Here is a 19,108-nt window from a genome sequence, read left to right as displayed (position 1 = left end):
TCTCAGTCGTAGAAGGAATCCACGAATTTGTGGCGGCCGAGCAGGAAGGCGTCGGCCACATGGGTCAGCGGCGCAAGATCGACATCCGACCGGCTAGCCTTGATGATCTCCGCGAAGCGCTCGTAAAGCGCCGGATATTCCCGTTCCGGCTGCGACAGTTTCTCTTCGCCATTGATGGAAAGCTTCGCGCCGCCTTCCGACAGAACCATCCGTCCGGCTGCCGTCTCCGCCACGATATCCCAGCTCTGCTTGCCGGTCTGGCGCCAGTCGAATTCGGCGTGCACCGGCATTTTCGTCACGTCCGAAAAATGCAGGTCGGCGGCGATCGGCGCGTCGCGGTTTTCCGGGAATTCGAGCGTGGCCTTGGTCAGGAACAGCGCGCGCGGCAGGATATGGGTGATGATCGATAGCGCGTTAATGCCGGGGTCGAACACACCAAGGCCGCCCGCCTGCCAGATCCATGCCTGGTTCGGGTGCCAGTGGCGCACATCCTCTTTCCAGATCACATGCACGCTGTCGATTGTCGTCGAGGCCAGAAACGCCTTTGCGGCCTCAACCGCCGGCGCATAACGCGAGTGCCAGCTTGCAAACAGCGAAAGGCCTTTCGAATCGCCAAGGCGGATAAGGTCCTGAACTTCCGAAAGCGTCGCACCCGGCGGCTTTTCGAGGAAAACGTGCTTGCCGGCATTCAGCGCAGCATAGGCTGCCTCGTAACGATATTGCGGCGGCATGCACAGCGACACCGCTTCGATTTGCGGAACGGCTTCCAGCATGGCCTCGATGGTGCCGTAGGAAGCAACGCCGTCCACCGTGCCGTGGCGGCTCGCCGTGGCAATCAATTCGAAATCTGGATTACCCGCAATGGCTGGAAGGTGCTGGTCGCGAACGATTTTGCCGACGCCGACGATGGCAAGCTTGGTGGCTGACATGAATGGAACCTGTTTGAGCGCGTCATGGATAAAGTGTGACTTTACAAGTTTTTAGCAGAAACAATCGAAGGAGCAAGGCAATCGTCCCTGCAGGAACAGTCTTTTTTCAAGCTGTTATATCGTAACAAAAATGACGATTCCGTATCTTTATATTGTGTAATATTTGAATTTTACAAATATTTTTTCGAAATTTAAAGTGTTGTTTTTTGTTTGCTGCTAGTTTTAATGAAGGAATTTTTAGGTATATTCCCTCGATATTCGATAATTATCTTGTAAATTTTAGGTTTCGCTTGAATAGATTTTGAAGAGCACGTGTATGGTGGTTTTACTTGGGGATGACCGTTCGTCCGGGTTCGTCCAGAAAGTCAACGAGAGCAATCGTCAATTCAATACATATGGATTGGTTTTTGGCGTCGTCCTCTATAATCTGTACATATTCGTCGACATGACGCTGGTGCCGGAGATCATCTGGCTGGATTTCGTCGTCCGGTTGTTCGTTATCACGCCGCTCCTGTTCCTTTATTTTCCCGCACGATATTATGCGACGAGGGCGCGGCCGGATGCGATCGCACATGAGGTCCTTCACGGGCTGGGCTGCATGCTGGTCGTCGCGTCGCTGATGTTCATCTATGCCAATGCGAGGACTTCGGCGGCGAGCGAATATTATATGGGGATCATCACCGTCGTCCTCTACATGAATACGATACATCGCAAACCATTTCCGCTTGCGGTCATGGGAACGGTCGGTTGCATGGTCGTCTTCATCGTTGGCCTGGAATACGTCACGGTGACGAGTGAAGTTGCCAAGATGCCGGCTATCATGTGTTCGGTCGGTGTTGGCGTGGTCTCGCTCTTTGCAGCCTATCGCATCGAAAATGTCGAACGGCGGGATTATCTGGCGTCGGTGCGCGAAAAAACGCTGCTGCAACGCATTCAAAACGCAAATCGGGAGCTTCAGCAGCTTTCCAACACCGATCAACTGACCGGAATCCGCAATCGTCGCAGTTTTGATGAGGCGGCGGGCGAAGCTTCAGACAATGGCGGCAGGCCAAGGGCGCTCATCCTCCTCGATGTCGACTATTTCAAGAACTACAATGATTCAGAGGGTCATGTTGCGGGCGACGATTGTCTGCGCAGGATTGCCGGCAGGTTGCGGGGAGCGTTACGCAAGGACGACGACGACAGAAGTTTCGTCGCGCGCTATGGCGGCGAGGAATTTGTGGTCTTGCTCGACAATTGCGCCGTCTCCGCAGCTCTCGCCGTCGGTGAAAGGCTGCGGCTGGCTGTGTCCGACGAGGCCATACCCCACCCGAGCCGCCCGGACGGGCTGGCAATCGTGACAGTCAGCCTGGGGGTCGCGGTTTCGACCGATGGTAGGGAAATAACATCCGAAATGTTGAACCGGGCAGACGTTGCGCTTTACGAGGCGAAGCGCCAGGGCCGCGACCGGCTGGTGCTGGCGAACGAGAATATCGCGACGATTGCGAGGCCGGCTGGGTTCGCCGGTGTTGAGCCCGCAATAGCGATATAGACCGGCCGGTTCGACCGGCAGAGTGCGAATATGGTCCCGCACAAATGCGGGATCGGTGAAGGCCAAACGCCGGAATTCCGGCGCCATAACAATAATGACCGGGGGATTTGCAGATGATGGAATTGATCGCCACCCAGGCGGCGGCGGCCGCCGCCGAGCTTCCATTTCTGCTGCTCCAGGCAGCCGCCGTGATCGGCATGGTATCCGTGCTGATCCTTGTAAGGCGCGACATAGCGCTCGATGACGCGCGTTATAAGATCTACTATGGCCTCATATTCGGGGTGGCCGGCTTTTTGCTGACGCTCCTTGTTTCCGAGTTCATCAAGCTGCCCTCCAAACCCTATATTCGCTCGGACCTGTTGTTTCTGGCGGGCGTGCTGGGTTCCTGGCAGGGGGATTGATCAGCCTGGCGTTTATCGCCGTCGGGCGTCTCGTATTCGGTGGCACTGCGCTGTTTTTCGCCGCCTTTCAGGATATGGTGGTCATTTCGGCTAGCGGAATCATGCTGTATGGCTGGATGCGCAGGCGCCGTCTCAACGACCTCGGAATTCGGGATATTCTCGGCGTGTTCGCGGTGAGATTCGTTGCCGCGCTGCTTGCAATCTCCCTGTCATTCGGCATTGGTCTGATCGACCAGGCGCTTTTCCTGAGCGCGGTCGGCCGCCGTACCCTGGGTGCGGTGGCCGTTGGTCTGCCGATGATCGCCTTCCTGCTTCTCTTGCTGCGCGGCGAAGCGCGCGCACGGGAAGAAGTGAGGAAACGCGAAGCCGCAGCACGGACGGATTCCCTGACTGGCCTCCCCAACAGGCGTGCCCTCAAGGATCATATCGAAATGACGACCAGGCTTAAACCGGCCGTTCCGCATGCCCTTGTGCTGATTGAAATCGTCAATATTGCCGATGTCGCTGCCTGCGAGGGCGAGGATTGGGGCGATCTTTTCTGGCCGAGGCTGGCGCAGGAGATCTGCGACGAGGACAACGGCCTGCTGTCCAAATCCAACGCACCATGCAGCTTCATGTTCGGCGATACGACACTTGCGGTTGTCATGCAGGGGATTTCGCTGGAGAAGTCGGAAAGCGCGAGGCTGATGATGCGTCTCCATGACGCGTTGAGCGCATTTTCCAAGTCTACGGAGACGGGGCTTGCACCGCACCTGAAAATCGGCGCGGCCAATCTGGATATGCTGTCCCGGCAGAACGTGGCCTCCTTCCTCAGGCATCTTAGCCTGACGCTGAAGGGAAGCGAAAACCCGGTGCAGATTTTCCCGTTTTCCTTTGCTGAGAAAGCGACACGCGACGAGGGCGTGCGGCAGATGCTGGTCAGCTGGATCAAATCCGGCCGGCCGCCAATTTATTATCAGCCGAAATTTGAAATGCACAATCGCCGCATGATCGGCGCCGAAGCCCTTTTGCGGGCGGTCGATGCACGGGGGCAGCCGCTTTCGCCCTATTACGTGCTGGAGATTGCCGAGCGCCATCGGATGCTGGTGGAGTTCGAATGGTCCACGATCGAAGGCGTTGTCCGCGACCTCGCCGACCTGCGGGGCCTCGATGCGGATTTTCACCTGGCCGTGAATATTTCCGCCTCGTCCTTTGCAACAGCGCGTTTTGGAGATCGTGTCGTTGCGCTTTTGAACGGGATGGGGGTGCCGGTGCAGCGCCTCTCGATCGAGGTGACGGAGATGAGCAGAATACCGAATATCGATATCGTGCAGCAGAATTTCGACAGGTTGAGTGCCGCCGGCGTGCGGCTCTCACTGGATGACTTCGGTACCGGTTATGCCGCACTCACCCTGCTTGCGCGGTTCCCGTTCGAGGAGGTTAAAATCGATCACTGGATGACGTCACGGCTCGATCAATCGAGGTTCAGGGAGGCGATCGCGCTCGCCTTCGAAAGCGCCGAGCGTTATGGCGCCAAGCTGGTGACGGAAGGCATAGAAACGGAGGAGCAGAGCAGGCTGCTCATGCAGATGGGCATCCGTTTCGGCCAGGGCTATCTCTATTCGCCCGCCGTGCCGCTTGAGCGGTTAAAGCCCATGAAGGAATGCGCCTAGCATCTTTCGGTCAAATGCGTCGCCCTTATTCCCGTGCCTGTCGCAGGAATCGGGCCGACACGTGTCTGCGCTATAGGCTCTTTTCTGCCCAAATATCTGGACTGCTGGATGTCTATGACAAGCAAAGGGATGAAGATAAGCTGGAGTGCGGCGAACAATGGTAAGCTCCAGCCTGATATCTGAATTCAGCCCTGACTGGATTGAATGTTCCCCCGGTCTGTGCTGAGGAAGTCCTTTGACGAACCCATGTTCCGACCGTGTTTTGCGGTCACGCGAGCGAACGGATGCTTGAAAACGACGACATATGGCACGACGGGGCCGGCAAGCCTTCGCCGGAGAGACAGGCGACACGGGCGGGAAGCGTCAGCCAGTCGCTGCGGACGGTCGCCGATGCCGTGTCCGGTCGTCGGGGCCCTGCGGGCCATCCGCGCGCGAACTCTGGCTGGCCGTGGCTGAGGATGCTGCTGGTCTGGCTGTTGCTCATGGCGGCGGTCACTACCGCTTTGGCGGCTTATCAATATGTCAGCCTGCTCGGCGAACTGGAACGGCAAAGCAACGCCCTGCAGGCGGAGGCTTCGCGCCGGGCAGATCAACACGACGCCCATGTGACCGCGCTTTCGGCCGTGGCGCAGGCGGAGCAGGGGCCGGACTACGGCCTGCTGCTCGATGTGGCGGCTCCCATCCTGCAATTTTACCCGCGCATTGATGAAGTCCAGCTGGTGTCCCTCAACGATGAGGGCCCTGCCATAGGCACCCGGCCGCTTGAAGGTGAACTGGCCGCGGCGATCCGCAGGGCGGGATCGGTATTTACCGGCCGGCCGGCATTGCTGGCGAGCGGGCTGAGGCCCGGGCATTACATGATCGTCAAGCGCAGCCCCAACAGCGAGACGGCGTCGAAACTGCTGGTGCTCGCTGTCGACAGCGCCGGACTGCTCGCATCAGACGCGCCCTTCTGGTCGGCGAAACAGGCCGTGATCCGGCTGAAGATGCCGGACGGTACATTGCTGTTCGGTCCGCCGGAACTGCCGGAAAAACCGCAATATGTCCGGCAACTGAGCAGCGCCAGCCAGCCGCTGCTTCTGGAAGTTGCCCTGTCCATTACCTGGCAGGATCTTTTGCCTGGCCGCGCTCTGCTTGCCCTGCTGGGCAGCGCCAGCGTCGTTTTCCTGCTCGGTATCGTGATGGTGAGACAGAGGACGCGTATGCGGGCTGCCGAAAGGCGGGCCGAACTGAGCGGCATGGAAGCAAGGCTTACCCATGCCTCGCGGGTCAATGCGCTGGGCGAGATGGCCAGTGGCCTGGCGCATGAGCTGACGCAGCCCCTGACGGCAATATTGGCGCAGGCGCAGGCGGGACGGCGGCTTCTCGCCCGCCAGGATCTCGCAACGCTTTCCGGTGCTCTGGATGACATGGTCGAACAGGCCCGATGCGCTTCCAACATGCTCGACCGGTTCCGCAACTGGTCGCTGCCGCATCGACGGCCTGCGGCGGCGCATGACCTGCGGGCGGCACTTCGCAATGTCGATGCGCTTCTTGCCGGCGAGGCGGCGCGTCAGGATGTGATGATCGATATTGTCGTTCCGGACGTGCCGCTCCCGGTGCGGGTCGATCCGGTGGAAATCGAGCAGGTGATGTTCAACCTGCTGCGCAACGCGCTCGATTCGCTCGGCAGTTCGGAGGTCAGGGGCGCAATTACTGCCACTCTGAGCCAGCAGGGCGACTTCGCCGTGCTTGAAGTCACTGACAATGGCCCCGGCGTTGCGCCGGAATTGCGCGACCGGCTGTTTACGCCTTTCGCAACCACGAAAAAGAACGGCATGGGGCTGGGACTTGCGCTGAGCCAGAGGCTGGTGGAGCGCGCCGACGGCGAAATCCTTTATGTCGATGGTGAGAACGGCGCTCTTTTCCGGGTCGTCCTGCCAGTCGCGGCGGAGGCATAAAGGCCATGACCTTGCCCGTCTATCTCGTTGACGACGACGCCGCGGTGCGCAAGGCGCTGATTTTGCTGTTGTCCACCGTCGGCATCAAGGCGAGGGGTTTTGCCGATCCCATGGTTTTCCTCGGTCAATTGCAAAGCCTCGAGCCCGGCTGCCTTATCCTCGACATTCGCATGCCGGCGATCACCGGATTGAAGCTGCAGGAAAAGCTGCTGGAAGAAGGTGTTGACTGGCCGGTCATCATCATTTCCGGTCATGGAAATATCGATGCATGCCGCCGAGCTTTCCGCAACGGCGCGGTGGATTTCCTCTCCAAACCTGTAGACGAACAGGATCTCATCGACGCGATCCAGAAGGCGCACCAGACCCTGTCCCGCACGCTCGATGCGAAGGCGCAGCATGCCGAGACGCTGGCGCTGCTGTCGCTCCTGACCGCGCGTGAGCGTGAGATACTTGAACGCATCGCGCTTGGTTTCACCACCCGCCAGATCGCCGATGGACTTGGCCTTTCACCGCGCACGGTCGACAGCCACCGTGCGGCCATCGGTCTCAAACTCGGCACCACGTCGCAGGCGGAAATGACAAGGCTCTGGCTGGAAGCAGGAGAGGATCGTTAGGCGCGGATCGGTAGAACTACCGAGAGGCCGGCCAATCTTACGGATTCGCGCCCGCGCTCCTTACGCCTAAGGTACAGTCCTCACCACGCAAGAGGACTTTCTTATGCTCCGTAACCTTTTTATCGTTTCGCTTCTGATTGCCCCTTCGGCAGCTTTCGCACAGGCTTTGCCGACTGCGCCTTACCTGCCGCTCGAAATGGCGGAGAAGGCAGCCAGGGCAGCGCTTCAGGCCTGCTCGGCAAAGGGTAATGCCGTCACCGTCACCATCGTTGCCCGTGACGGCGCCACCAAGGTGATGCTGAAGGCCGACGGCTCCGGCCCCCATACGGTCTCCAGCGCAACCGGCAAGGCCTTTGCGGCCGCATCGCTCGGCCGTGACATTGGCGAGATTGCAGACTTCATCGCCTCCAAGCCCGCCAATGAAGGTCTGCGGACCATGGACGAGCGTCTGGTCATTCAGGCCGGCGGCCTGCCGATCAAGATCGGTGAAGCCCTGGTTGGCGGCATCGGCGTCGGCGGCGCACCTTCGGGCGCCATCGATAGCGAATGTGCCCGTGAAGGTCTCAACGCCATCGGCGCGAAGTAAGCACCACCAAAAAATGGATGCGGCGGCTTCGCTGGAAGCCGCCGCATTGTCGCGCATCACTGCGCCATCGCATCCTCATATTCACTTGAAAGCATGAGCCACTGCTCCTCGGCGTCCGAAAGCTTGGCAGCGGCCTCGCCGCGTTCTTTCACTTTCTGCGCGGCCTTGGCGGGCGCTTTTTCGTATAAAGCAGGATCCGCCAGTTCCTTGTCGAGCGCTTGAATCATTTTCTCAAGCTTCGCCGTCAGGGATTCGATTTCATTGATCTTTTTCTTGAGCGGTGCGAGCTGGGCGCGCTTTTCCGCATTGGCCTTGCGCTGGTCGGCTTTCGATGCCTGATCGGCGGTGGTCTCGACCTTGTCTTCCTTCCGCTTGCCGGAGGAAACGACGAGGTCGCGATATTCCTCCATGTCACCTTCGAAGGTCTTGACGGTGCCATCAGCCACCAGCCACAGGCGATCCACCGTCGCCTCGATGAGGTGCCGGTCGTGGCTGATGAGGATGACGGCGCCGTCATAGTCGTTCAGCGCCTCGATAAGCGCCCGGCGGCTGTCGATATCGAGATGGTTTGTCGGTTCGTCGAGGATGAGCAGGTTGGGCGCATGAAAAGCCGCAAGCCCCATCAGCAGCCGGGCCTTTTCACCGCCCGACAGGTCTTTCGCCGCCGTCGCCATCTTCTCCGTTGCCAGACCCATCTGCGCCACCCGCGACCGCACCTGCGCCTCCGGCGCCAGCGGCATCAGCTTGCGCACATGTTCGACCGGCGTTTCATCCGGCACGAGGTCATCCAGCTGGTGCTGCGCGAAAAAGCCGATCTTCAGGCCGGGCGCAACACGTAGATCGCCCGCCTGCGGGGCAAGCCGGCCGGAGATGAATTTTGCAAAGGTCGATTTGCCGTTGCCGTTGGAACCGAGCAGCGCGATGCGGTCGTCATTGTCAATCCGCAGATTGAGCTGTTTCAGGATCGATTTGCCCGGCTCGTAACCCACGGCGCCGCCATTGATGGCGACGATGGGCGATGCCGGTTGCTTTTCCGGCTCCGGGAATGTGATCGGCTGGACGTGATCCTCGATCACGGCAGCAACGGTGCCCATGCGCTCCAGCGCCTTGATGCGGCTCTGCGCCTGGCGCGCCTTGGTGGCCTTGGCGCGAAAACGGTCGATGAAGCTTTGCAGATGTTTGCGCGCAGCGTCGTTCTTGACCTTCGCCTTCATCTGCAATTCGTCGGCCTCGGCCTTCTGCCGCTCGAACTGGTCGTAACCGCCACGATAGAAGGTCAGTTTCTTCTGGTCGAGATGCACGATGGAATTGACGGCATTGTTCAGAAGATCGCGGTCGTGGCTGATGATGATGACGGTATGCGGATAACGGCGGATATAGTCTTCCAGCCAGAGCGTGCCTTCGAGGTCGAGATAGTTGGTCGGCTCGTCGAGCAGCAGAAGGTCCGGTTCGGCAAACAGCACGGAGGCAAGCGCCACACGCATGCGCCAGCCGCCCGAAAAGGAGGAGGCGGGGCGAAGCTGCGCCTCGTGATCGAAGCCGAGGCCGGCAAGAATGCTCGACGCACGGGCTTCGGCCGAATGGGCGTCGATATCGACGAGACGCATCTGGATTTCGGCGATACGGTGCGGATCGGTTGCGGTTTCCGCTTCGGCCAGCAGCGCGCTGCGTTCCTTGTCGGCGGAAAGCACGATGGAAATCAGCGATTCTTCCGTTCCCGGCGCTTCCTGCGCCACCTGGCCGATGCGCGCCTGTTTCGGGATCGTTACCGAGCCGCTTTCCGCAGAAAAATCGCCGGTGATGACCCGGAACAGGGTGGATTTGCCAGCGCCGTTTCGGCCGACAAGGCCTGCCTTCACACCCGCCGGCAGCGTTACGCTGGCATGGTCAAGAAGCAGGCGCCCGGCGATGCGGGCGGAAAGATCGGTAATCGTAATCATGGCGCCGTTTTGGCCGAACTGCGTGGCCAAGGCAAGAGCGCCCGCGCCACACAGCAACAGAATGCAGCGTCAACAGCCGAGCTGCGCCAGATAGCTGCCGCGGCTATGTTGCGCCACGTCCCGGGAGTAGCCGATGACGCAATTGCGCGTGCCGCAGCGGGCGGAGAGCAGGGCGAGTTCGGCATGGCCGAAAAATTCGGCGGGCGTGGCGGTGCCGTCCACTGCCGCGACCCCGATCGAAACCGTCAGATGTTCGCCTTCGCCCTCGCTGGTCACGAAGCGCAGCGCCGCCACATTTTGCCGCAACCGCTCGGCAATTGCTTCAGCGGTATTTTGCGAGACGCCGGCGAACAGAAAGGCGAACTCATTGCCGCCGATACGGGCGACGAAATCATCCTTCTTGATTGTCTTGCGAAAGAGCGTGGCAAACCGCCGAAGCGCCTTGTTGCCGGCGGTAGGGCCGTATTTTCCGTTGATTTCGCGGAAATGGTCGATGTTGAGCAGCACCAGCGACGTGGCGGATGGCGCTTGATCGCCTGAGAAGAGGTCTTCGAGTTTTTCAAGGAATGCCGGCCGATTGGGAAGCGCCGTCAAGGCGTCACGCAGGGAGTTCGCCTGAAGCTCGGCCCGTCGTTTCTCAACCTCGCGGATTTTCATCAGTCCCATCGAGATGAAATGCTTGAGACTGGTCTGTTCTTCGCGAATGTCGCCCATCAGTTGCGCAAGCCGTTCCAGTGACGGCGGCTCATCGTGATCTTCCTCGGCAAGGCTGGTGACGAATGTTTCGCTGCGCTGCAGGCCGGCTTCCAGCCGCGCGGAAATCTGATTGAGCGTTTCGAAAGCCGTGGCCGCCATCTGTTCCGCTTCGATGCGGGAGAAACCGGGCAGATTGTGCCTCTGGCCGATAATGTCGATTTCATGCTGTTGCGGCGCGTTGCCGAGCGCGAGAATATCGCGCCCCATGGCCGGGTTATGCCCCGACAATATCTCATAGATCAGTTCATAATTACGCGGCAATGGTGCAATGTTCATCTTGCCGATGAATTGCGTGATCCGGGTCACGACAAGACCGTTTCTGGACTGTTCGCGTTTTATATCGCCAGCAGATGTTGTCACGGTCAGCCCCAAGAGATCATGTTTATGAATGCGTCCAAATATTCGACTTCCGAATTGGGGTTACTCATACACGCGATGGTTTAAAATAGGCTAAACTCGCGGGAGGTTTTTGCCACCTTCAACCATAAATTCCGGCGTGGTGAAGGCTGTAAGTCGCAAACGGCTTTTGATCGGTGCTATGACAAATCCTGATTTGATTTCAGGTGATGGCCGTTCTTATATCGTTTCTCCAACAGGACATAAGAGGGTGCAGCCTATGACGACCTCCAGAACCTTATATTCTCTCTGCGGAAGCGATAGCTCCCGGCCGTTTTCTCCCCATTGCTGGAAAACGGTGCTTTCGCTGGCGCATAAGGGGCTGGATTTCGAGGAACGGCCCTTGCCCTTCACGGTCATTCCGACGGTGGAGGACGGTTTTTCGAGGACCGTGCCGATCCTGCGCGATGGCGACCAGCTGGTGAGCGACAGTTTCGAAATCGCCCTTTATCTCGATGAGGCTTACCCGGAGCGCCCGTCGCTGTTTAACGGCGAGGGCGGCAAGGCAATGGCGCGCTTTGTCGAAAGCTGGTCGCAGACCCAGCTTCACCCGGCCATCACCCGCATTGCCGTGCTCGATATCCACAATATGCTTGATGAGCCGGACCGCCTTTATTTCCGCGACAGCAGGACGAAGGCGCTCGGCCGGCCGCTGGAGGATGTGGTGGCCAATCGTCAGGCGGAAATCGCGGCCTTCCCGGCGCTCCTGGCGCCGATCCGCCGCATGCTGAGCTTCCAGCCCTTCATCGGCGGCACATCGCCGCTATTTGCGGACTATATCGTTTTCGGCGCGTTGCAATGGGCGAGGATCACCACCGGGGCTGATCTGTTTTCTGAAAACGATCCTGTCCGGGACTGGTTCGAGGGCTGCCTCGATCTCCACGACGCGAGAGGCCGCAGTGTGACAGCGGCGTGAAATGTCTGCCGCCATCGTCGCAATGTGGTTGATCCCCCTTGTTTTCGGGCCTTTGGGCGGGTAAAGACCGCCCACTTTCTATAGGAAAAGGAAACGGACACATGGCGATTGAACGCACATTTTCGATGATCAAGCCGGACGCAACCAAGCGTAACCTGACGGGCGCGATCACCAAGGTATTTGAAGACAACGGCCTGCGCGTCGTCGCCTCCAAGCGCGTCTGGATGAGCAAGCGCGAAGCCGAAGGCTTCTACGCCGTTCACAAGGAGCGTCCCTTCTTCGGCGAACTCGTTGAAGGCATGACCTCCGGCCCGACCATCGTACAGGTTCTGGAAGGCGAAAACGCCATCCTCAAGAACCGCGAAATCATGGGCGCCACCAACCCGGCCCAGGCTGCGGAAGGCACCATCCGCAAGACGTTTGCGCTCTCCATTGGCGAAAACTCCGTTCACGGTTCCGACGCTCCGGAAACCGCCGCACAGGAAATCGCCTACTGGTTCGCTGAAACCGAAATCGTCGGCTGATTCAAAATATCAACGGCTTGAATCGCCCTCTCAGGTGATTATGTGAAGCCGCTGAAAAGACTCGATGAAACGGAGCCGAAAGGCTCCGTTTTTTTGTTTCAAGCACCGGGTAAATGGTTTTGTGCGCGAGCATCACCACACCCTCATTCCTGTGCTCGTCACAGGAATCCAGCCGACGCGCGTCTGCGCGGCGAAAGAGTCCCTCCAGCCCAAGGACTTGGGCTGACTAGATTCCTGTGACAAGCACAGGAATGAGGGGGAGGTGTTCACGACGCCAGACACCCTCAACAGGCCGCATATCCATCTTGCCATCCGGTTTGAACACCTCCGGATTGGGCGTATAGAGCGGGCCGACCGTGAGCGGTTTGGCCGGAAGAAGTGACTGGTCCGTGTCGGAGCGGATCGTGGTCTCGATCGTCTGCAGAATATCGCCCTCCGGCCCCTTGATGCGGATGGTGACCTTGTAGGGCCGGTCCTGTTTCACGCATTCGACCGGCGGGCTTTGAATGGCAATCTTTTCATCCATCGGGAAAATCTTCTCCCGGGTCGTCAGTTCAGCGCCGCCTCGGGGGTTTTCGAAGGTCGCCTCCACCGTACTGCCGTCGCGGATAGGCGCAACGCGTTGCAGTGTTACCAGATAGGTCGCAATCGCCACCCGATAGTTGAAGACGAACATACGGCCCGAAACCTTCGCGACATCGCGCGGCTCATCCCGCTGGCAACCGGAGAGGGCCAGCGTCGCCGCAATCGCCAGCAATGAAACGGCAATTCCTTTCATTCCTCTGCCTCCTTCTTCCGATAATAGTGCCGGCTGGCCTTCTGTCGGTTGCCGCACACCGCCATGTCGCACCAGATCCGACTTCTGTTCTTGCTGCGGTCGATGAAGAGCCAGCCGCAATTACCGCAAATCTTCAGCCGCTCCTGCGTCTCTACTGCCAGTAGCGAAAGGGCGGAATGGGCTGTCGCATTGCCGAGGCTCGTCGCGGACGGAAACGACCGCAACGCCGCGCCGCAGGCGAAAAGAAGCTCCGCCAGCCTGCCGTCATCATTATCGCCAGTGGCGATCGAAGAACGGAAATAGTCGTCGATAGCTTCCCGCAGACCGAGAAAAACCGGCCGCTTTTCCGTTTCGGGGGCGATGAGCGCGGGAAATCTGCCTCGCTCTGCGCTGAGACGTATCGCGGCTTCTGCAAAGGTAACGATCTGCTCCGGCGCGGCAAAACGGTCGATCGATTTTGCCGCGTCGGAACGCAAGATGATGCTGTTGGCGACATCAAGTGCCAATGCGCCGCCTGCGAAACGATGAGCTGTCCAGCGAAAGGTCATGGCGCATATTATAACTATCAAAACGTATTTTAACAGTTATAATAATGATGGGAGGACGCGCTTGGCCTATTTCCTGCAACAATTGCTGAATGCCGTGCCGGTCGCCTCGCTTTATGCGGTTCTGGCCTTCGGCTACGCGATCGCCTTTTCGATCACCAGACGGGCGGATGTCACCTATGGCGCGATTTTCGCCTTCGCCGGCCAGACCTGCCTGTTATTTGCCGATTTCGGCTGGAACCGGCTGTGGCTGGTCCTGCCCGCAACCCTTGCCCTTGGAGCGGGGATGGGTCTGTTCGGTGGGCTTTGGGCGGCGGCTTTCATCGGCAGGGCAGTGATGCGGCCGCTGGCGAAAGCCTCCCCAATGCGGTAACGGTCGCCTCCATCGGCGTGCTGATCGCGCTCACCGAAAGCGCCAGACTTGCCGCCGGCACCCGTCAATTATGGCTGCCGCCGCTTTTATCCGAACCGGTGCGTTTCTGGGCCGATGGCAGCTTTGCCGTTACCTTGACGCCAATGCAGATGCTGAACACGGCCGTTTTCTGCCTGCTCGTTCTCGCAGGCTATTTCTATCTGCGGCGTTCCGGCTTTGGCAGACGCTGGAAGGCGGTGTCGGACGATGCTTTCGCCGCCTCGCTCTGCGGGGTGAATGCGGGCAGAATATTCCTGCTGTCCTATTGCGCGGCGGGCCTTATCGCCGCCATCGCCGGCGTATTGGCGACCTTTTATTACGGCACAATGGATTTCGGCGCCGGGCTGGTATTCGGCCTGAAGGTCGTACTCATTTCGGCGGCGGGCGGTTATGCCAGCCCACTCGTCTGCGCGCTCGGGGCCGCTGCCGTCGGTTTTGCTGAAACCCTGTGGGTTGGTTACGGGCCTGTCATCTGGCGGGATGCGGCCGTTCTGACGCTTCTGGTCGGTTGGCTGATCGTCATGCGCAGCAGGGTGGAAGCGCCCTAGAGCATTCCGAGGAGAAGTGGACGCCAGTTTTCCGTCCGGAAATGCGAAAACGACGAAGCGTTACCGCCACTTGTCCTTGGCCGCGTCATCCGTTGCCTTGGCCGCGATCCACTCGCCCGCCGTGCCATCCTTGCCGTGTTCCTTTTTCCAGAACGGCGCGGAGGTCTTGAGGTAGTCCATCACGAAATTTGCGCCGTCGAAGGCGGCCTGCCGGTGCCGGGCTGCGGCGACGACGAGGACGATATTTTCGCCCGCGGCAATCTTGCCGTGGCGATGGATGGCAGTGAGACCGAGAAGGGCGAAACGCTCGATGGCGAGATCGGCGATGCGGCTCATTTCCGCTTCCGCCATGCCGGGATAATGTTCAAGTTCCAGTGCTGCCAGCGTGCCGCCATCGTCGCGGCAAAGCCCGGTGAAGGCCACCACCGCGCCAATGCTCCTGTTGCCTTCCGTCAGCCTGCGGGTCTCCTCCGCAGCGTCGAAATCTTCGTGTTGCACGCGGATCGTCGGCTTGACGGCTGGCTGCATCCGCTCATCCCCCGGTCATTGGCGGGAAAATGCCGATCTCGCGCGCGCCGGCAATACTCTCGTCATGCTCGACATGTTCCTGATTGACCGCAACGCGGATCACATCCGGAAATTCGAAGGCGGCTTCGTAGTTTTCGCCACGGGTCGCAAGATAGGCGATCAGCTCACCGGCCGTGGTGACGGAGGAGGGGATGTCCAGCTCCTCCTCGGCCGTACCGATCTTTTCGCGCACCCAGGCGAAATAAACGATCCGTGCCATCATTCTTCGTCCACGATGTGCTTGAGGCCCGCCTTGAAGTAGTCGTAGCCGGTATACATGGTCAGCGCCGCCGCGAGCCAGAGAAGCGTAATTCCCATTTCTGTCGTGTAGGGCAGAACCTTGTCGCCCGCAGGACCGGCAAGCAGAAAGGCGATGGCCACCATTTGGATGGTGGTCTTCCACTTGGCGATGCGGGTGACGGGAACGCTGACCTTCAGCGCCGCCAGATATTCGCGCAGGCCCGAGACCAGAATTTCGCGGCAGAGAATGGTAATGGCGGCCCAGAGCGACCAGCCGGCAATGGTGCCGTCAGCGGCCATCAGGAGCAGCACCGAGGCCACCAGCAGCTTGTCGGCGATCGGGTCCAGCATGCGGCCGATATTGGAGGTCTGGTTCCAGATACGCGCCAGATAACCATCGAGAAAATCGGTCAGCGAGGCGATGATGAACAGCCAGAGAGCCGTCCAGCGCGCGAAATCCGAGCTTTCCAGCTTTCCTTCGACGTAAAAACACAAAACGATGACAGGAACCGCCAGAATGCGGGCATAGGTGAGAAGGTTGGGAATGTTATATGCGCGCGAAGCCATGGGAAACCTGTCAGTCTGGATAAGCTGCCTTGATGCCGCCCCTGACGCATAGGGTCAACACGTTATTATGTTTTTTTAGCAGTTCGTTGCGATACCGCGCCTTCAATCGCCACTGCTCTCATGGAAGTGATTGTAGATTTGCCGCGCCACCGCTTCTGAAATGCCGGTGACGTTCATCAGATCGTTGAGGCCTGCGCGGGAAACCGCCTTCGCCGTGCCGAAATGCTGCAGCAGCGAGCGCTTGCGTCCGGGGCCGATCCCCGAAATTTCATCCAGCGGATTGCGCACCATTTCCTTCTTGCGCCGCGCCCGGTGTGAGCCGATGGCGAAACGGTGCGCCTCATCACGCATGCGTTGAATGAAATAGAGCACGGGATCCCGTGGCGGCAGGGAAAAATCGCTGCGCCCATCCGCAAAGAAACGCTCGCGGCCCGCATCGCGGTCCACGCCCTTGGCGACGCCGATGGCGATCACACTGTCGCGTATGTCGAGTTCATCGAGGATGGCGCGCACCGCCGTCATCTGGCCCTGACCGCCGTCGATCAGGATCACATCCGGCCAGGTGGGGAAGGACATGTCGGCGGCTTCCTCCGGTGTCGGCGTCTGTGTCTGCCCGCGGTCGGGCTTGCCCTCTTCCTTCAACAGGCGCGAGAAGCGGCGGGTCATGACCTCGCGCATCATGCCGAAGTCGTCGCCCGGGGTGATGTCGGTCGATTTGATGTTGAACTTGCGATACTGGTTCTTCACGAAACCTTCCGGCCCCGCCACCACCATGCCGCCCACGGCATTGGTGCCCATGATGTGCGAGTTGTCGTAAATCTCGATCCGGCGCGGCACATAGGGAAGGCCGAAGGTCTCCGCAAAACCCTTCAGTAACCGCGCCTGCGAGGATGTTTCCGCCAGCTTGCGGCCATGCGCCTCGCGCGCATTGGCAAGAACATGGTCGGTAATGTCTTTCTTCTCGCCGCGCTGCGGCACGCTGATCGTCACCTTGTGTCCCGCTTTTTCACCGAGAGCAGCGGCCAGCAGTTCCTGTTCCTCCACCGTTTCGGACAGCAGGATTTGCTTCGGCACGGGCTTGTCGTCGTAAAACTGTGCCAGAAACGCATTGAGGATTTCTGAGCCGGGCAGGGACGGGTCCGCCTTCGGGAAATACGCGCGGTTTCCCCAGTTCTGCCCGGTGCGGAAAAAGAATACCTGAATGCAGGATATGCCGCCTTCGTGATGAATGGCGAAGACATCCGCCTCTTCGATGCCGGCGGGATTGATTCCCTGATGGCTCTGGACGTGGGAAAGCGCAGCCAGCCGGTCGCGATAAACGGCGGCGCGCTCGAAATCGAGATCCTCGGCCGCCTCGTTCATCTGCCGCGCGATTGCAGTCTTGACGCTCTGGCTCTTGCCGGACAGGAAATCCTTGGCTTCCTTGACGAGTTCCGCATACCCCTGATCGCTGACCTCATGCGTGCAGGGGCCGGAACAGCGCTTGATCTGGTAGAGAAGACAGGGACGTGTGCGCGTTTCGAAAACACTGTCGGTACAGGTGCGGATCAGGAAGGCGCGCTGCAGAGAATTGATCGTTCGGCCGACTGCGCCGGCCGACGCGAAGGGTCCGAAATAATCGCCCTTGCGCGCCCGCGCACCCCGATGCTTGAAGATCGCCGGGGCGCGATTGTCGGCGGTGATGAGAATATAGGGAAACGATTTGTCGTCACGCAAAAGCACGTTAAAGCGCGGCCGCAAGCGCTTGATGAGGTTGGCTTCAAGCAGAAGCGCCTCGGTCTCCGTGCGGGTAGTGACGAACTCCATATGGGTGGTGAAACGCACCATCTGGGCGATGCGGTTGGAATGGACACGGCCCTGCGCATAGTTGCCCACACGCTTCTTCAGCGAGCGCGCCTTGCCGACATAAAGCACATCGCCCGCCTCGTTAAACATGCGGTAGACACCCGGCGAGTTGGGCAGGTGTTTGACGAATTCGCCGATGAGGTCCATGCCCTTCAGGCCGGATTCATTCTTCCAGCCCGCATTCCAGTCCATGCCGGCAACGTCGCGCGGAGCCTCGGCCGCTTCTGTTACGGCAAGGCTTGCATCGTCGTCTTCGTCGTCGGTTTCATCGAAGAGAATACCGCCATCAGGCAGCTTCTTTCCGTTCATTCATTAATCTCCGCCACATCAGGGGTTTCCCAGCCAAGGTGCTGGCCGCCGTCGAGCGCGATCATTTGTCCGGTGACCGACGGCGTGTCGAAAAGAAAGCGAATCGTCCGCCCGAACTCATCTGCGGCAGGACCACGCTTTAATATAAGGCCGTCGATCTGCGCCTGAAAGTCCTCCGGCGCCTGTCTTTCGCTTTTGAAGGTGGGACCCGGTCCGATGGCATTGACCCGGACGCGTGGTGCAAAGCTCTGTGCCATCGTCCGCGTCGCGGTCCAAAGGGCGGATTTCGAAAGCGTGTAGGAGTAAAAACGCGGCGTGAGCGCAAGCACGCGCTGGTCGATGATATTGACGATCAGCCCGGATTTATCCTGTGGCAATTGTTCGATGAAGGCGGCCGCGATGAGGGAAGGGGCCCTGACATGCACGGCAAAATGCGCATCGAAGACCGCCGGATCGGGGGCCTCAGCCGAATCGTTGAGGAAAACGGACGCATTGTTGACGACGACGCCGATGGGGCCGAGCGCGGAAGATGCCTGTTCGACAAGCGCCATTGTCGGCGCAGATTGTGTCAGATCCGCCTGGACGGCGATGGCTTTGCCACCGTTTTGCCTTATTTCGTTAGCGAATTCCTCGGCTTCAGCCATTGAGGCATTGGCATGGACGGCGATTGCAAAGCCGTGGGCGGCCAAATCCGTGGCGATCGCCCGCCCAAGCCTTCGGGCGGCTCCGGTTATCAAGACTGTCTTCGGTATATTTTCTTTCACGGCGGACCTGCATTTGCTCATACCCGCCCTATTTGCTGGATATAAATGCAAATCGCAAGCTGTCCGTCGGCCCCAAAAGAATTGGGCGATTTTTTATTCACAATGCAATTTCGGTTTAATTTGAATATAACTAAGTTTAAAGCCGATCTATTGCTGATTAGGCTTCTGTTAGGGTTAATAAAACCCTTGTGGCAATTAGGCAACGTCTAATTCTAGTCACGTCTCTGCCCCAAACAATTCACATTTTGGCTCTTTGATCTCCGCATTCTCCCATCAAGTTCAGTTTCCAGAGGGGCGATTAACCCGACGATTTTTACACCGCGTCTGAAAACAATGTTTTGAGTGCAG

General features: G+C 59.2%; 16 protein-coding genes and 2 pseudogenes. 8 read left to right on the top strand and 10 right to left on the bottom strand.

Going from position 1 to position 19,108, the window contains the following annotated elements; all coding sequences use genetic code 11:
* Positions 1-2 precede the first annotated feature (2 nt).
* The gene (locus G3A56_RS05270) at positions 3-929 is read right to left on the bottom strand and encodes a Gfo/Idh/MocA family protein (RefSeq protein ID WP_082184067.1); all 927 of its coding nucleotides are present in this window, start codon (positions 927-929) and stop codon (positions 3-5) included.
* A 316-nt stretch (positions 930-1,245) separates the two neighbouring features.
* Between G3A56_RS05270 and G3A56_RS05265 the strand changes: the two genes are divergently transcribed.
* The 5 genes and pseudogenes from G3A56_RS05265 to G3A56_RS05245 all read left to right on the top strand — a co-directional run bounded on the left by G3A56_RS05265 (position 1,246) and on the right by G3A56_RS05245 (position 7,653).
* The gene (locus G3A56_RS05265; protein WP_082184068.1) at positions 1,246-2,460 is read left to right on the top strand and encodes a GGDEF domain-containing protein; all 1,215 of its coding nucleotides are present in this window, start codon (positions 1,246-1,248) and stop codon (positions 2,458-2,460) included.
* Between the two features lie 113 nt (positions 2,461-2,573).
* A pseudogene (locus tag G3A56_RS05260) lies at positions 2,574-4,513 on the top strand (EAL domain-containing protein).
* Between the two features lie 284 nt (positions 4,514-4,797).
* A complete protein-coding gene (locus tag G3A56_RS05255; RefSeq protein WP_082184070.1) occupies positions 4,798-6,453 on the top strand; it encodes a sensor histidine kinase in 1,656 nt (551 codons plus the stop codon).
* Positions 6,454-6,458: 5 nt separating this feature from the next.
* Positions 6,459-7,067: a response regulator transcription factor gene (locus tag G3A56_RS05250; protein ID WP_082184071.1), complete on the top strand. Its 609-nt coding sequence runs from the start codon at positions 6,459-6,461 to the stop codon at positions 7,065-7,067.
* 103 nt (positions 7,068-7,170) lie between these two features.
* Positions 7,171-7,653, top strand: coding sequence for a GlcG/HbpS family heme-binding protein (locus G3A56_RS05245; protein WP_082184072.1), 483 nt, complete (start codon positions 7,171-7,173; stop codon positions 7,651-7,653).
* A 56-nt stretch (positions 7,654-7,709) separates the two neighbouring features.
* Here G3A56_RS05245 and G3A56_RS05240 read toward each other — a convergent pair whose 3' ends face one another.
* Positions 7,710-9,593, bottom strand: a complete 1,884-nt coding sequence (locus G3A56_RS05240) for an ABC-F family ATP-binding cassette domain-containing protein (protein ID WP_082184648.1) — start codon at positions 9,591-9,593, stop codon at positions 7,710-7,712.
* Positions 9,594-9,662: 69 nt separating this feature from the next.
* Positions 9,663-10,709 (bottom strand): GGDEF domain-containing protein, encoded by a 1,047-nt coding sequence (locus G3A56_RS05235; protein WP_164056196.1) that lies wholly within the window; start codon positions 10,707-10,709, stop codon positions 9,663-9,665.
* Between the two features lie 256 nt (positions 10,710-10,965).
* Between G3A56_RS05235 and G3A56_RS05230 the strand changes: the two genes are divergently transcribed.
* Together G3A56_RS05230 and ndk are read left to right on the top strand one after the other, a co-directional pair.
* Positions 10,966-11,661 carry a glutathione S-transferase family protein gene (locus G3A56_RS05230; protein WP_080600306.1) on the top strand — a complete coding sequence of 232 codons (696 nt, stop codon included), beginning with the start codon at positions 10,966-10,968 and terminating at the stop codon, positions 11,659-11,661.
* A 101-nt stretch (positions 11,662-11,762) separates the two neighbouring features.
* Positions 11,763-12,185 carry a nucleoside-diphosphate kinase gene (gene ndk, locus G3A56_RS05225; protein WP_003496769.1) on the top strand — a complete coding sequence of 141 codons (423 nt, stop codon included), beginning with the start codon at positions 11,763-11,765 and terminating at the stop codon, positions 12,183-12,185.
* Between the two features lie 226 nt (positions 12,186-12,411).
* Here ndk and G3A56_RS05220 read toward each other — a convergent pair whose 3' ends face one another.
* The gene (locus G3A56_RS05220; protein WP_164056195.1) at positions 12,412-12,963 is read right to left on the bottom strand and encodes a hypothetical protein; all 552 of its coding nucleotides are present in this window, start codon (positions 12,961-12,963) and stop codon (positions 12,412-12,414) included.
* Entirely contained in the window at positions 12,960-13,511 is a 552-nt protein-coding gene (locus G3A56_RS05215; protein WP_082184074.1) for a CGNR zinc finger domain-containing protein, read from the bottom strand. The genes G3A56_RS05220 and G3A56_RS05215 overlap by 4 nt, the downstream gene beginning before the upstream one ends.
* A gap of 61 nt (positions 13,512-13,572) precedes the next feature.
* On the opposite strand from G3A56_RS05215, the pseudogene G3A56_RS05210 reads away from it, so the two are divergent.
* Positions 13,573-14,468 (top strand): annotated as a pseudogene (locus tag G3A56_RS05210) (branched-chain amino acid ABC transporter permease).
* A gap of 60 nt (positions 14,469-14,528) precedes the next feature.
* Here the strand turns inward: G3A56_RS05210 and G3A56_RS05205 are convergent.
* The 5 genes from G3A56_RS05205 to G3A56_RS05185 all read right to left on the bottom strand — a co-directional run bounded on the left by G3A56_RS05205 (position 14,529) and on the right by G3A56_RS05185 (position 18,781).
* Positions 14,529-14,996, bottom strand: a complete 468-nt coding sequence (locus G3A56_RS05205) for a molybdenum cofactor biosynthesis protein MoaE (protein ID WP_082184076.1) — start codon at positions 14,994-14,996, stop codon at positions 14,529-14,531.
* Between the two features lie 4 nt (positions 14,997-15,000).
* Positions 15,001-15,255, bottom strand: coding sequence for a molybdopterin converting factor subunit 1 (gene moaD, locus G3A56_RS05200; protein WP_082184077.1), 255 nt, complete (start codon positions 15,253-15,255; stop codon positions 15,001-15,003).
* Positions 15,255-15,842, bottom strand: a complete 588-nt coding sequence (gene pgsA, locus G3A56_RS05195) for a CDP-diacylglycerol--glycerol-3-phosphate 3-phosphatidyltransferase (RefSeq protein ID WP_045015850.1) — start codon at positions 15,840-15,842, stop codon at positions 15,255-15,257. Before pgsA ends, moaD begins: the two co-directional genes overlap by 1 nt.
* Positions 15,843-15,944: 102 nt before the next feature.
* Positions 15,945-17,996, bottom strand: a complete 2,052-nt coding sequence (gene uvrC, locus G3A56_RS05190) for an excinuclease ABC subunit UvrC (RefSeq protein WP_164056194.1) — start codon at positions 17,994-17,996, stop codon at positions 15,945-15,947.
* Positions 17,993-18,781: an SDR family oxidoreductase gene (locus G3A56_RS05185; RefSeq protein ID WP_082184078.1), complete on the bottom strand. Its 789-nt coding sequence runs from the start codon at positions 18,779-18,781 to the stop codon at positions 17,993-17,995. The genes uvrC and G3A56_RS05185 overlap by 4 nt, the downstream gene beginning before the upstream one ends.
* Between the last annotated feature and the right edge of the window lie 327 nt (positions 18,782-19,108).

The sequence above is a fragment of the Rhizobium oryzihabitans genome (genome assembly GCF_010669145.1).
GTDB classification, from domain to species: domain Bacteria; phylum Pseudomonadota; class Alphaproteobacteria; order Rhizobiales; family Rhizobiaceae; genus Agrobacterium; species Agrobacterium oryzihabitans.
This window is presented reverse-complemented; position numbering and strand designations above follow the sequence as displayed.

Excerpts from the sequence above, each read along its gene's own strand:
- uvrC (WP_164056194.1), bottom strand. The coding sequence starts at position 17,996 with ATGAACGGAAAGAAGCTGCCTGATGGCGGTATTCTCTTCGATGAAACC.
- G3A56_RS05270 (WP_082184067.1), bottom strand. The coding sequence starts at position 929 with ATGTCAGCCACCAAGCTTGCCATCGTCGGCGTCGGCAAAATCGTTCGC.
- G3A56_RS05215 (WP_082184074.1), bottom strand. The coding sequence starts at position 13,511 with ATGACCTTTCGCTGGACAGCTCATCGTTTCGCAGGCGGCGCATTGGCA.
- G3A56_RS05205 (WP_082184076.1), bottom strand. The coding sequence starts at position 14,996 with ATGCAGCCAGCCGTCAAGCCGACGATCCGCGTGCAACACGAAGATTTC.
- G3A56_RS05255 (WP_082184070.1), top strand. The coding sequence starts at position 4,798 with ATGCTTGAAAACGACGACATATGGCACGACGGGGCCGGCAAGCCTTCG.
- G3A56_RS05250 (WP_082184071.1), top strand. The coding sequence starts at position 6,459 with ATGACCTTGCCCGTCTATCTCGTTGACGACGACGCCGCGGTGCGCAAG.
- moaD (WP_082184077.1), bottom strand. The coding sequence starts at position 15,255 with ATGGCACGGATCGTTTATTTCGCCTGGGTGCGCGAAAAGATCGGTACG.
- G3A56_RS05265 (WP_082184068.1), top strand. The coding sequence starts at position 1,246 with ATGGTGGTTTTACTTGGGGATGACCGTTCGTCCGGGTTCGTCCAGAAA.
- pgsA (WP_045015850.1), bottom strand. The coding sequence starts at position 15,842 with ATGGCTTCGCGCGCATATAACATTCCCAACCTTCTCACCTATGCCCGC.
- G3A56_RS05240 (WP_082184648.1), bottom strand. The coding sequence starts at position 9,593 with ATGATTACGATTACCGATCTTTCCGCCCGCATCGCCGGGCGCCTGCTT.
- G3A56_RS05220 (WP_164056195.1), bottom strand. The coding sequence starts at position 12,963 with ATGAAAGGAATTGCCGTTTCATTGCTGGCGATTGCGGCGACGCTGGCC.
- ndk (WP_003496769.1), top strand. The coding sequence starts at position 11,763 with ATGGCGATTGAACGCACATTTTCGATGATCAAGCCGGACGCAACCAAG.
- G3A56_RS05185 (WP_082184078.1), bottom strand. The coding sequence starts at position 18,781 with ATGAGCAAATGCAGGTCCGCCGTGAAAGAAAATATACCGAAGACAGTC.
- G3A56_RS05230 (WP_080600306.1), top strand. The coding sequence starts at position 10,966 with ATGACGACCTCCAGAACCTTATATTCTCTCTGCGGAAGCGATAGCTCC.
- G3A56_RS05245 (WP_082184072.1), top strand. The coding sequence starts at position 7,171 with ATGCTCCGTAACCTTTTTATCGTTTCGCTTCTGATTGCCCCTTCGGCA.